13 protein-coding genes are annotated in these 11,965 nt (G+C 74.2%); 6 read left to right on the forward strand and 7 right to left on the reverse strand.

All coding sequences use genetic code 11. The annotated features are described in order from the left end of the window. The first annotated feature begins 13 nt into the window (after positions 1 to 13). Positions 14 to 199 carry a 50S ribosomal protein L28 gene (gene rpmB, locus M8330_RS05110; protein ID WP_136570259.1) on the forward strand — a complete coding sequence of 62 codons (186 nt, stop codon included), beginning with the start codon at positions 14 to 16 and terminating at the stop codon, positions 197 to 199. A gap of 95 nt (positions 200 to 294) precedes the next feature. Here the strand turns inward: rpmB and M8330_RS05115 are convergent, their stop codons facing one another. After that, positions 295 to 1,239: a thiamine-phosphate kinase gene (locus M8330_RS05115; protein WP_250826547.1), complete on the reverse strand. Its 945-nt coding sequence runs from the start codon at positions 1,237 to 1,239 to the stop codon at positions 295 to 297. Positions 1,240 to 1,491: 252 nt separating this feature from the next. Here M8330_RS05115 and M8330_RS05120 point away from each other — a divergent pair, with 252 nt between their 5' ends. From M8330_RS05120 to M8330_RS05130, 3 genes are all read left to right on the forward strand, one after another. Further along, positions 1,492 to 1,728: an Lrp/AsnC family transcriptional regulator gene (locus M8330_RS05120; protein WP_250055649.1), complete on the forward strand. Its 237-nt coding sequence runs from the start codon at positions 1,492 to 1,494 to the stop codon at positions 1,726 to 1,728. A gap of 27 nt (positions 1,729 to 1,755) precedes the next feature. Then, positions 1,756 to 2,274: a DUF3515 family protein gene (locus M8330_RS05125; protein ID WP_250055647.1), complete on the forward strand. Its 519-nt coding sequence runs from the start codon at positions 1,756 to 1,758 to the stop codon at positions 2,272 to 2,274. Between the two features lie 109 nt (positions 2,275 to 2,383). Beyond that, a complete protein-coding gene (locus M8330_RS05130; protein WP_250826452.1) occupies positions 2,384 to 3,346 on the forward strand; it encodes a D-alanine--D-alanine ligase family protein in 963 nt (320 codons plus the stop codon). 91 nt (positions 3,347 to 3,437) lie between these two features. On the opposite strand, the gene M8330_RS22330 is transcribed toward M8330_RS05130, so the two are convergent. The 3 genes from M8330_RS22330 to M8330_RS05145 all read right to left on the reverse strand — a co-directional run bounded on the left by M8330_RS22330 (position 3,438) and on the right by M8330_RS05145 (position 6,976). Next, positions 3,438 to 4,547, reverse strand: a complete 1,110-nt coding sequence (locus tag M8330_RS22330) for a D-alanine--D-alanine ligase family protein (protein WP_250826453.1) — start codon at positions 4,545 to 4,547, stop codon at positions 3,438 to 3,440. Positions 4,548 to 4,658: 111 nt separating this feature from the next. Next, entirely contained in the window at positions 4,659 to 6,176 is a 1,518-nt protein-coding gene (locus M8330_RS05140; protein ID WP_250826454.1) for a Mur ligase family protein, read from the reverse strand. Next, positions 6,173 to 6,976 carry an alpha/beta fold hydrolase gene (locus tag M8330_RS05145; protein WP_308196240.1) on the reverse strand — a complete coding sequence of 268 codons (804 nt, stop codon included), beginning with the start codon at positions 6,974 to 6,976 and terminating at the stop codon, positions 6,173 to 6,175. Before M8330_RS05145 ends, M8330_RS05140 begins: the two co-directional genes overlap by 4 nt. Positions 6,977 to 7,070: 94 nt before the next feature. Here M8330_RS05145 and M8330_RS05150 point away from each other — a divergent pair, with 94 nt between their 5' ends. Then, positions 7,071 to 8,183 carry a trans-sulfuration enzyme family protein gene (locus M8330_RS05150; RefSeq protein WP_250055639.1) on the forward strand — a complete coding sequence of 371 codons (1,113 nt, stop codon included), beginning with the start codon at positions 7,071 to 7,073 and terminating at the stop codon, positions 8,181 to 8,183. 241 nt (positions 8,184 to 8,424) lie between these two features. Here M8330_RS05150 and M8330_RS05155 read toward each other — a convergent pair whose 3' ends face one another. Together M8330_RS05155 and M8330_RS05160 are read right to left on the reverse strand one after the other, a co-directional pair. Next, positions 8,425 to 9,474, reverse strand: coding sequence for an NAD(P)H-dependent glycerol-3-phosphate dehydrogenase (locus tag M8330_RS05155; protein WP_250826455.1), 1,050 nt, complete (start codon positions 9,472 to 9,474; stop codon positions 8,425 to 8,427). After that, a complete protein-coding gene (locus M8330_RS05160; protein WP_250055635.1) occupies positions 9,471 to 10,280 on the reverse strand; it encodes a lysophospholipid acyltransferase family protein in 810 nt (269 codons plus the stop codon). Before M8330_RS05160 ends, M8330_RS05155 begins: the two co-directional genes overlap by 4 nt. 107 nt (positions 10,281 to 10,387) lie before the next feature. Between M8330_RS05160 and cofC the strand changes: the two genes are divergently transcribed. Then, the gene (gene cofC / locus M8330_RS05165) at positions 10,388 to 11,062 is read left to right on the forward strand and encodes a 2-phospho-L-lactate guanylyltransferase (protein WP_250826456.1); all 675 of its coding nucleotides are present in this window, start codon (positions 10,388 to 10,390) and stop codon (positions 11,060 to 11,062) included. A 21-nt stretch (positions 11,063 to 11,083) separates the two neighbouring features. On the opposite strand, the gene M8330_RS05170 is transcribed toward cofC, so the two are convergent. Next, a complete protein-coding gene (locus tag M8330_RS05170; protein WP_250826457.1) occupies positions 11,084 to 11,914 on the reverse strand; it encodes an alpha/beta fold hydrolase in 831 nt (276 codons plus the stop codon). Positions 11,915 to 11,965 lie beyond the last annotated feature (51 nt).

Below are 11,965 nucleotides of genomic sequence, written 5' to 3' on the forward strand. Positions count from 1 at the left end.
ACAGGAGTTCACGGTGGCTGCCGTCTGTGACATCTGCGCCAAGAAGCCGACCTTCGGCAACAACCGGCCGTGGTCCCGCAAGATCACGAAGCGTCGCTTCGACCCCAACATCCAGCGCGTCCGCGCCACGGTCAACGGCACCCCCAAGCGCCTGAACGTGTGCACCGGCTGCCTGAAGGCCGGCAAGGTCTCCCGCTGACCTGATCAGCGCCCACCGCGGCCGTCGTCCCTCGTTGGACGGCGGCCGCGGTTCGTTTTCGCGGCCCGGATCAGCTCGGCCCCGGCCGGCGGCCCTCAGAAGTGGGTCCAGCCGGGAGCGCCCTCCCAGGCGCCACCGTCGACGGTGACACCGCTGCCCTCCGCGACCGTGCCGATGGCGTGGAAGCCCTCGGGCAGGCCCACGCCCGGCGGGAAGGTGGCGAGCAGGGCGTGGTCGTCACCACCGGAGAGCACGAGCTGGAGCGGGTCGCTGCCCAGGGCCGCGCCGACGGCCGCGACGGGCTCGGCGACGTCGAGGTCGGCGGTGCGGACGTCGATGGCGACCTCACTGGCCTCGGCCAGGTGCCCGGCCTCGGCCAGCAGCCCGTCGGAGACGTCGATGAGGGCGGTGGCACCGCCCTCGGCGGCGGCGGGACCTGCCTCGTAGGGCGGCTCGGGGTGTCGGTAGGCCTCCACGACGGCCCGCGGGGAGCGGAACCCGCGCCCCAGCACGGCCAGCCCGGCCGCGGCCCAGCCCTGGCGGCCCGCCAGGGCCAGCACGTCGCCGGGCCGGGCTCCCGAGCGCAGGACCGGAGCCACGGTGCAGGTGCCGAGCACCGTCACCGAGACCACCACCTGGTCGGCCCGGGTCACGTCGCCGCCGACGATGCTCGCGCCGACGAGACGGCACTCCTCGGCGAAGCCGCGCGCCAGGTCCAGCGCCCACGCCAGCGGCAGGTCGGCGGGGGCGGCCAGGCCCACGGTCAGGGAGTGCGCACGGCCGCCCATCGCGTTGACGTCGGAGATGTTCTGCGCAGCGGCTCGACGGCCGACGTCCGCGCCGTCGCACCACTCCCGGCGGAAGTGGCGGCCCTCGACCATGAGGTCGGTGGAGACCACGACGTGACCCTTGCGGATGCGCAGCAGCGCGGCGTCGTCACCGGGGCCCACCAGCACGTGCTCGCCCATCTCGAAGAGGTCGACCATGCGGCTGATGAGGCCGAACTCCCCCGCGTCGGCGACGGTGGCGCCCGGAGGCAGGTCGGCGGCCGGGGAGGACATGCCCCCCATCCCACCAGACGCCCTCCCCGGCGCCTCGAGGCAGGTCCCCGGCCCGCGTCCCACCCCCGCGTCCCACCCCACGTTCCACCCCGCGGCTCCCCCCGCGTCCCACCCCGCGTCCCGACGGGCCCGTCCGGAGGCGTGCGGGCCGACAGGTATGGTCCACTCGGCGGCGGAGGTCCTCCGACGCCCGCGGCAACGGCGCCGTGACCCCGCCCCGAGGAGTGAACCGTGGTCGTCCAGGCCTACATCCTGATCCAGACCGACGTCGGCAAGGCCGCCCAGGTGGCCGGCGAGATCCGGGACATGCCCGGCGTGACGCAGGCCGACGACGTGACCGGCCCCTACGACGTCATCGTCCGGGCCGAGGCCCGCGACGTCGACGAGCTCGGCCGGATGGTCGTCTCCAAGGTCCAGTCCCTCGACGGGATCACCCGCACCCTGACCTGCCCGGTCGTCAACATCTGACGACCCCCCCACGCCGGAGGAGCCGACGTGCCACCGTTCACCCGCCCCGCCACGGCGCTGCTGTCGGCGGCCCTGCTGACCGGCGCCCTGGTCGGCTGCGGCTCCTCCGGCGTCGCGGTGCCGGGCACCGAGACCCTCGACGCCGCGGACCGCCAGGCCTGCACCGACCTGCTGGAGTCGCTCGGCACCGAGCTGGGCACCCTCTCGGCCCGCGCGGAGCCGGACCTCGAGGCCGGCACCGCCGTCTTCGGCGACCCCAGCTCGCTGAACCAGGAGGACGACGTCACCGTCGTCTGCGGTGCGGTCGCGCCCGACGGGCTGGAGGCCACCTCCGCCTGCGACGCGGTGCAGGGGGTCGGCTGGTACACGCCGACGGAGCAGCTGGACGACCCGGGCGGCGGCGCCGTCAGCACCACGGTGGAGTTCTCCCCGCGCGTCAGCGTGGTCTTCCCCGCCACCGAGCGCGGCGACGCCGGCTTCTCGGTGCTCACCGCCCTGGCGGCTCCGGTGAAGGAGCACCTCGAGCGCGTGACCACCTGCAAGTAGCCGTCCCCGGCCTTGCCCGGCCAGGGGTACCGGTCGGCTGCCGTACCGCGTACCGGGCATCCGGACGGCGCCCGCACGAGCGCACAGGCCCGTGTGGGAGCCTGTACCCATGAGCGCAGCAGAGCCCCTCGAGATCCCCGGCCCGGTTGCGGTCATCGCCGGCGGGCTCTCCCACGAGCGTGACGTCTCCCTGGCCAGCGGCCGGGTCCTGGTGCGCGAGCTGCGCCAGGCGGGCGTCGAGGCCGCCGCCTACGACTTCGACCGCAAGCTGCTCAGCGCGCTCGAGGACGACAAGGTCGCCGTCGCCTTCCCGGTGCTGCACGGCCAGTTCGGCGAGGACGGGGAGATCCAGACCCTGCTCGAGCTGATCGACATGCCGTTCGTCGGCTCCCCCAGCGCCGCGTGCCGCGTCGCGTGGGACAAGGCGACCAGCCGCGAGCTGCTGCGCCGGGCCGGCATCCCCACTCCCGAGAGCGTCGGGCTCTCGGCGCAGACCTTCCGCGACGTCGGGCCCAGCGCGCTGATGGAGCACGTGATGGCCCACCTGGGCGAGCGGGTCGTGGTCAAGCCGACCCGCGGCGGCTCCGCGCTGGGCGTGACGGGCGTCGACGGGCTCGGCGCGCTCCCCTCCGCGCTCGTGCGGGCCTACTCCTACTGCGAGGACGCGCTGGTCGAGCGGTTCATCGAGGGCGTCGACGTCAGCGTCGTGTGCATCGAGGACGCCCAGGGCCTGCGCGCTCTCTCCCCCGTGGCCATCGACTTCGAGAAGGGCCACGAGTTCGACTTCTCGGCCCGCTACACCGCCGAGTACGTCGGCCTCTCCCGCCCCGACTTCGGCGAGGACGTCATCGCCGAGCTGGAGCGGGCCGCCTGCCAGGCGCACGAGGTGCTGGGCCTGCGCGGCCTGAGCCGCAGCGACTTCATCGTCTCCCCCGACGGTTCCTACGTCGTCCTGGAGACCGCCATCACCCCCGGCACCACCGAGACCTCGGTGATGCCGTTCGCGTGCGGTCTCTCCGGCACCACCCTCGGCCAGGTCACCCGCGACCTGATCGCCCACGTGCTCGCCTGAGCGCCCCGCGCACACGTAGACGCAGCAACGCGGAAGGCCCCGGACCGTGCGGTCCGGGGCCTTCTGCTCGTGCGCGTAGCGGTCGCCCGCGTCAGCCCTCGCTGGGCAGGCCGGCGAGCTTGGAGGCGATGCCGCCGGCGGCACGCAGGGCCACGCCCTCCTCGTAGTTCCAGGTGGCGCGGGGCGGCAGCGTCTCCGCCTCGGCCAGCGCCGACTTCAGCACCTCGGCCGGGGTGGTGTCGGGCCACAGGTAGAGGGCCAGCGCGCCCGGGATCGAGTTGACCTCGTTGACGAACACCTCGGTGCCGTCGGAGAGGAAGTCGATGCGCAGGACGCCGGTGAGGCCGGTGAGCTCGACGACGCGGCGGGCCAGCTCCTGGATGCGACCGCGCAGATCGTCGCTGATGTCGGCGGGGAACTCGCGCGGCGCGGAGGCCAGGCCCTCGGTGTGCAGGTACTTCGCCGAGTAGTCGTAGATCGCGCCGTCCGAGGGCCGCAGCGGGCGCTCCACGTCCGAGACCGCCAGCGTCGGGGCCGTGCGCACCGAGACGTTGAGGTCGAACAGGTCGGGGCGGTTGGGCTCGACGACCGCGCCCTCGCGCAGGTGCGGGCTGGTCGAGAGCAGCGCACGCGCGGTCTCCAGGTCGTCGACGACCTCGATGCCGATCGAGGAGCCCCCGAAGCGCGGCTTGATGATGTAGGGGCCCTCGAAGCCGGGGGCGTGGTCGGCGCTGAGCAGCTGCCGGTCGAGCGTCGGGACGCCGGCGGAGGCCATCACGCCACCGAAGGCCAGCTTGTCCATGCCGAGCGCCGCCGCGGCCAGGGTGCCGCCGGTCGCCGGGACGCCGAGCATCGCGAACAGCGCCTGCGCACCGCCGGACTCGCCGGCGCCACCGTGCAGCGTGGACAGCACGGTGCCGACGTCCAGCTTCTTGGCCCGCATGCCGGGCAGGTAGAACCCGTCGCCCTTGTCGGCGCCGATCCGCAGCTCGAGCTTCTTGGCCGAGGCCGGGGGCCCACCGAGGTAGTCGCGGGCCTCAGTACCGTTGGGCACGAGGTGGAAGTCCTCGCTGCGCGCCCAGTAGAGGCACTGCACCTCGAGCCCGGCGCGGCTGAGCACCCGCTCGGCCTGCAGCCCGGTCAGGATGCTGATGTCGTGCTCCGCCGACGGTCCGCCGAAGACGACGGTTGCCTTGCTCACCACGTGTGGGACTCTCCTGCTGGGTCGGTGTCGTGCTTGCGTGCCGGGCCGCCGGGCGGCCCGGGGAGCAGTCTCGCACCTCCCCGCCGCACCCGGCCCATCACGCGCCGATCACGGGTAGTGGTCGGGCAGGTCGTTCTCGAAGAGGATGACGTCGCCGGCGCGGGCCTGCTTGCGCACCCAGGCGGTGGCGGCCTCCCGGGAGGCGAAGCGCTTGGTGCGCTCCTTCTCGCCGGCCAGCAGCGCCGGGACGTTGGTGCGACCCACGACGCACAGGGTGCTGCGCTCGTCGCCGGTGGCGTCGACGGCGAGGGCGGCGTTGCGCTCGCGCTGCCGGTGCCCCAGCTCCATCATGCCGGGGGTGATCGTCCAGACCCGGCCGCTCTCCCCCGCCAGCTCGCGGGCATGGGCCAGGGCCGCCGCCGCACCGGTGGGGTTGGAGTTGAAGGTGTCGTCGATGACCGCGACGCCGTCGGCGCCGGTGGTGGCCTCCGCGCGGTGCGGGGTGGCCGGGATGCCGGGCAGGCGCTCGAGCAGCGTCTTCTCGGGCACGTCCAGCGCCACGGCCAGGCCGACCGCGACGGCCACGTTGGTGGGGTGGCCGACGTCCGCGGGCAGCCGCACGGGGTGGGCAGCACCGCTGAGGACCAGCTCCCAGCCGCCGTCCTCGGCCCGGCGGACGACCACCTCGGCCTCGGGGTGCTCGCCGGCGGAGACGGCGATGACCCGCTTCTCCGCGCGCATCCGCTCGGCGATCTCGTGCAGCTCCGGCACGTCGACGTTGAGGACGACGGTCGAGGCGGGCGGCAGGATCTCGCTCTTGGCGCGGACGATGGTCTCGCGGTTCTTCATCCGCTCCAGGTGGGCCTCGCCGATCGTGGTGATCGCCGAGACCTCGGGGCGGAAGATCTCGCACAGCGACGCGATCTCGCCGGGGCCGTAGGTGCCCATCTCGGCGACGAAGACGTCGGTGCCGGGCTCGAGCCGGTCGTTGACCGCCCGGGAGAGGCCGAGGACGTTGTTGAAGGACGCCGGGCTGGCCAGCGTCGACCAGCGCCCCTGCAGCAGGTGGGTCACGTAGTTCTTGGTGGAGGTCTTGCCGTAGGAGCCGGTGATCGCCACGACCCGCGGGGAGACCCGCTTGATCTTCTCGGCGGCCGAGACCTGCCAACGCTTGTTCAGGCGCGCCTCGATCGGCTGGGCGGCCAGCAGTGCCACCTCGACCAGCGGCACCGCCAGGAGCGGGAGGAAGGAGACGGCGCCCAGCGGCAGCAGCGCCGCGGTCACGACGACCTGCAGGCCGACGGTGAGCGCGACCAGGCGCTTGACGCGCGCGGTGAACGCCAGCTTCTTCTCCGAGCGCCACAGCACCAGGCCCGGCGGCCAGGCGATGAGGACGACGGCGGCCACGACGCCCATCAGCGGGTACGGCACGCCGGCCAGGGCACACACGACGAGCGCCACGAGGCCCAGCAGGCCCAGCGGGACGGCGCGCAGCCAGATGCCGGTCATGGCCAGCACGCGGCCGGGGCCGTAGTGCTCGCGCTGCGCGACGCGCCACCAGCGCAGGTCGGCGACGACGACGAGGACGAGGGTCGCGAGCGCGGCGACCAGGTCGAGCGCGGTCATCGCTCCTCCTCCGGGGTGGACGGGTCGGTGACGGCGGCGGTCTGGGTGGGCTCGCTCTCGCGCAGCACGGCGATCGCCTGCTGGAGCTCGGCCACGAGGGCGGCGTCGAGCAGGTGGGCGGAGCCGGGGACGACGGTGAGCGTGGCGACCTCGCCGAGCAGGTCGAGCGCCTCGCGAGCCATCGGGACGGGCGCGGCGGTGTCGTGCTCGCCCCAGACCATGGCGACCGGCACGCCGTGCCCGGCGACCGCGAGCAGCTCCTCGCGGTAGTCCTCGTTGACCAGCTTGACCAGGATCTCGCGCATGACGCCGCGGGCGTTCGCGTAGTCGGCCGAGCCGTGCTTGCGGCGCAGCTGCTCCATCCTGTCGTCACCGACCAGGCCGCGCTGGTGCAGCGCACGCACGACGCGGTAGCCGAGCGCGGGCTTCCTCCCGCCGCCGGTCGGCTGCTTGCGCAGGAGGGGGACGCCGGTGAGCACGACGCCCCGCACGAGGTCCGGTCGCTTCGCGGCGACGGTGATCGCGACGCGTCCGCCGAAGGAGTGGCCGGCGAGGACGGGGCGGTCCAGCGTCTCGAGGACCTCGATGACGAAGTCCGCGTACTCGGCGGCGCCCCAGGCGGCGTCGGGCTCGGGCGTGGCCCCGTGGCCGGGGAGGTCGAGAGCGAGGGCGTCGGTACCGGCGAGGACAGGGGCCCAGTCGGCGCGGGTGCGCGCCCATCCGTGGAGCGCCACCACCTGCGTCGGACCGGAGCCCGTCTTCTCGGCGAAGGCGCGTCCGCCCAGGAGCGTGGTCAGCACGGGTCAGAGACTAACGGTGGACGCACCACCCGCCTGATCCCGACACCCGCACCGGCGGGTGACCCGGCGCCAGCGCCTCCTAGGCTGGAGGGTGATGAGCACCAGCGACGACACCTCCCCCGCGCCCACCGGCGGCCTCCCCGACGGTCTGGCCCCCTCCACCCGGGCCGTGCACGCCGGGCGTCCGGCCCACGTGCCCGACGCACCGCTGAACGAGCCCCTGACCATGGCCTCGGTCTACGTGGCCGGCGGCGACCGCGAGTACGGCCGGTACGGCAACCCGACCTGGCAGGCGTTCGAGGCCGCCCTCGGCGAGCTCGAGGGCGGCGACGCGCTCGCGTTCTCCTCCGGCCTGGCCGCCGTGTCCTGCGTGCTCGACCTCGTCGGGCAGGACGCGCTGGTGCTGGCCCCCGACGCCGCCTACCAGGGCTCCCTGACCCAGATCGGCGACCTGGAGATGCGCGGTCGTCTGCGCTCCCGCCTGGTCGACGTCGCCGACACCGACGCCGTGCTCGCCGCCATCGACGACGACACCGCGCTGGTCTGGCTGGAGTCGCCCACCAACCCGAACCTGGACGTCGCAGACGTCCCCGCGATCTGCGAGGCGGCGCACGCGGCCGGGGCCTACGTGGTCGTCGACAACACCTTCGCCACCCCGCTGCTGCAGAAGCCGCTGGACGACGGCGCCGACATCGTCGTGCACTCGGCGACCAAGTACCTCTCCGGCCACTCCGACGTGCTCCTGGGCGCCCTCGTCACCCGCGACGAGCAGCTCCGCGGCGTGCTCAAGGGCCGCCGCGACCTGCTCGGCGCCGTGCCCGGCACGCTCGAGTCCTGGCTCGCGCTGCGCGGCATGCGGACGCTGCACCTGCGCGTCGAGCGGGCCTGCGCCAACGCCGCCGAGCTGGCCCGGCGGCTCGCCGAGCACCCGGCCGTGGGCCTCGTCCGCTACCCCGGGTGGGGCGCGATGGTCTCCGTCGAGCTGGCCGCCGGCGCGCTGGCCGCGGACCTGCTGCCACGCAAGACCCGGCTGTGGGTGCACGCCACCTCGCTGGGCGGCGTCGAGTCCTCCCTGGAGCGGCGTCGACGCTGGGCCACCGAGCCGAAGACGGTCTCGGACGCGCTCGTGCGGCTGTCCGTCGGCATCGAGGACGTCGAGGACCTGTGGGCCGACCTGTCCTCGGCGCTGGACGACCTCGTCGGCTGAGCGCTGGTCTGCGGTGATCGAGGTGGTCTCGCGACAGGACTTCGTCCTTCCTCGACCTCCGGCAAGCCTCGAGATCGCCGCGCCCGATCGCGTCCTCGAACCTGGTCTCGAGCCGCAGCCGGAGTGAGCCCTCAGGGTCTCGAGCCGCAGCACTGACCCCGCTCGTTCCTCGCGGGGTCAGTCGCTCCCTCGACCTTCGAACGGTGCGAACCGGGCTCGTTCCTCGCCCGAGTCGCCGTTCTCAGTCCTTCTCGGCCTTGGTGTCGCGGGCGAGGGTGATGTCGACCATGGCCTTGGCCGTCATCCGGCCGGAGACGACCTCGTCGACGATGGTGGCCAGCGGGGCGTCCACGCCGTGCTGGGCGGCCAGCGCGCGCAGCGACGAGCAGGACTTCGCCCCCTCGGCCACCTGCCGGGTCGAGGCGTAGATCTCCTCGGTGGTCATGCCGCGGCCGAGCTTCTCGCCGAAGGTGCGGTTGCGCGAGAGCGGGGAGGAGCAGGTGGCGACGAGGTCGCCGAGGCCGGCCAGGCCCATCAGGGTCAGCGGGTCGGCACCCAACCGGGTCGCCAGGCGCGCGGTCTCGGCCAGGCCGCGGGTGATGATCGAGGCGGTGGTGTTGTCGCCGAAGCCCAGCCCGACCGCCATGCCGACGGCCAGCGCGACCACGTTCTTGTAGGCACCGCCCAGCTCGCAGCCCACGACGTCGGTCGAGGTGTAGGGCCGGAACGCGGGTGAGTGGACCCGCAGCTGCAGCCGCTTGGCCACGTCCTCGTCGGTGCACGCGACCACCGAGGCGGCCGGCTCGCGCCGGGCGATCTCGCCGGAGAGGTTCGGCCCGCTGATCACGGCGACGCGCTCGCTGGGCACGCCGGTGACCTCGTGGATCACCTCGCTCATCCGGCGCAGCGTGCCGAGCTCGACGCCCTTCATCAGCGAGACGAGCACGGCGTCGGGCTCCAGGTGCGGCGCCCAGCCGACCAGGTTCTCGCGCAGCGTCTGCGAGGGGGTCGCCAGGACGACGACGTCCGCACCGGCGAGGGCCGCCTGCACGTCGTGGGTGGCGCTGATCGCGTCGGGCAGCGTGAGCCCGGGCAGGTAGTCGGTGTTCTCCCGCTTCTCGGTGATCGCCGCGGCGACCTCCTCGCGGCGGGCCCACAGCGTCACGTCGTTGCCGGCGTCGGCGAGGACGATGGAGAACGCGGTGCCCCACGACCCGGCGCCGAGGACGGCGACCTTGCCGAAGCGTCCGGGCTCGGTGGGCCGGGCGGTGCCGGCGGGCTGCTCGGTCATGGGGTGTCTCCTCCGTCGCCGGTGTCCTGCTTCTGGTCCCGGTCCTCCAGGCGCTCGCTCTCCTGCGCCTCCCGGGCTGCCCGCTCCGCCGCCCGTGCTCGGCGCAGGTCGAAGCGCTCCGCCGGAGCCTTCTCGCCGCGCAGCACCTCGACCTCGGCCACGATCGCCGCCTGGATGCGCTCGGTCGCCGCGTGCACCACCTCGGTGGTGACGGGCCCAGCGGCGAGGTCGGAGAGGTCCACGGGCTCGCCCACCGAGAGGTGGATGGTGGTGGGCGGGAACAGGTGCGGGCGCTTGCTGTAGGGCGCCAGCAGCTCGTGGGCCCCCCACTGGCCGACGGGCAGCACCGGGCAGCCGGTCTCCAGCGCGATGCGGGCGGCGCCGGTCTTGCCGGTCATCGGCCACAGCTGCGGGTCGCGGGTGATGGTGCCCTCGGGGTAGACCACGACGCACTCGCCGGCGCGCACGGCGTCCACCGCCGCGGCGTAGGCGGCGTGCCCGTGGCTCTCCCGCTCCACCGGGATCTGGCCCGCGGCCCGCAGGAAGAAGCCGAGGAACCTGTTGCGGAACAGCCCCGACTTCGCCAGGAACCGGGCGAGGCGGCCGTGGTCGTAGACCAGGTGGGCCGCCGTCAGCGGGTCGACGTGCGAGGTGTGGTTGACGGCCAGGACCACGCCGCCCGTGGCGGGGATGCGCTCACCGTGGTGCCAGTCCTGACGCGTCGTCGCGAGGAGGACGGGCTTGAGGATGGCCACCGCGATGGTCCACGCCCAGCCCCGCGGCTGCTGCAACCTGCGAACGGGCACTACGGGTCCTTCTCCTCTGCTCAGGGTCTGCCTCGCGTGGTCACGACCACGCAGGAGGGCAGGCTACTCGTTCGGGTCGCCGGGGGCGTTTGGCAGGATCCTCGCCCGTGCCCCCCTCCGACGCCGCGCCGTCCCCCGCACGCTTCGTGGTGCTCGTGCCCGTGAAGCCCCCCGTGGCGGGCAAGAGCCGCCTCCAGGGCGTGGACGACGGCGCCCGCACCGCGCTCGCGGCGGCCTTCGCCCGCGACACCGTGGCGGCCTGCCTGGCGGCCGAGCAGGTGGCCGCCGTCCTCGTGGCCACCGACGACGCCGTGCTCGCCCTGGCCCTCGGCGCGGCCGGCGCGACGTGCCTGCCAGACGGCGCCACCGGCCTGAACGAGACGCTGGTGCAGAGTGCCGCGGAGGCCGCCCGCCGGTGGCCGGACCTGGTGCCGGTGGCGCTGCCCGCCGACCTGCCCGGGCTCGAGCCCGGTGACCTCGACGCAGCGCTCGCCGCCTCGCACGGGGCGCTGCCGGCGTCCGGCCACGCGTTCGTGCCGGACGCGGCCGGTCTGGGCACCACGCTCTACACCGCGGAGCCCTCCGCCTTCGCGCCCCGCTTCGGCGAGGGCTCCGCGGCCGCCCACGCAGCCGCGGGCGCCGTCGACCTCACCCGCACCTGCCACGCTCCCCTGGGCTCGCTGAGGCGCGACGTCGACGACCTCGTCGACCTCGCCACCGCCGCGAGCTTCGGGGTGGGTCCGCACACGCGCGCGGTGCTGGACGACCTCGGCCTGTTCTGAGGGCCGACCCGGTCCGGGCGCTCAGTGGGCCAGGAAGTCCACGAGCGCCTTGTCGAACTCCTCGGCGTGGGAGACGTTGAAGCCGTGCGGGGCCCCCTCGACGACGACCAGCTCGGCGCCGGCGACCGCCTCGGCGCTGCGGCGCCCCGAGACCTCGAACGGCACGACCGCGTCGCCCGAGCCGTGCAGCACGAGCGTGGGCACGGTGAGCCGGGCCAGGTCCTCGCGGAAGTCCGTGCGGGCGAACGCGCCGATGCAGGCGACCACGGCCTCGTCGCGGGCGGGCTGCTGGAGCGCGACGGCGTCCGCCACGTCGTTGGAGCTGACCTGCAGCTCGCCGTCCACGGAGAAGAAGTTCTCGGTGAAGCCGGCGAGGAACTCCTCGCGGTTGGTGCGGGCGCCGTCCTCCATCTCCTGCACGTCGGACTCGGAGAGGCCGCCGTCGGGGTTGTCGTCGGTGCGCAGCAGGTACGGCGGCACGGCCGCGGCCAGGACGACGGACCGCAGCCGACCCTCGCCGTGCCGACCCACGTAGCGGGCCACCTCGCCGCCGCCCATCGAGAAGCCGACGAGCGTCACGTCGGTCAGGTCGAGGGCCTCCAGGAGCCCCGCGAGGTCGTCGGCCATCGTGTCGTAGTCGTAGCCGCCGTCCGGCTTGGACGAGACGCCGAAGCCGCGCCGGTCGTAGGTGACGACCCGGTGACCCGCGGCGACCAGGGTGGGCACCTGCTGCTTCCAGGCCTCCCCCGACAGCGGCCAGCCGTGGATCAGGACGACCGGGTTGCCGGTGGCCTGCTCCGGGGCGGTGTCGGTGTAGTGGAGCGTGACGTCGTTGGTGGTGATCTCGGGCATCGGTGCCCTCCTCACGGTCGGTGGCTGGACCCTGTCAACGGTGCGTCGCTC

The sequence above is a fragment of the Nocardioides bruguierae genome (genome assembly GCF_023656415.1).
Taxonomy (GTDB): Bacteria; Actinomycetota; Actinomycetes; order Propionibacteriales; family Nocardioidaceae; genus Nocardioides; species Nocardioides bruguierae.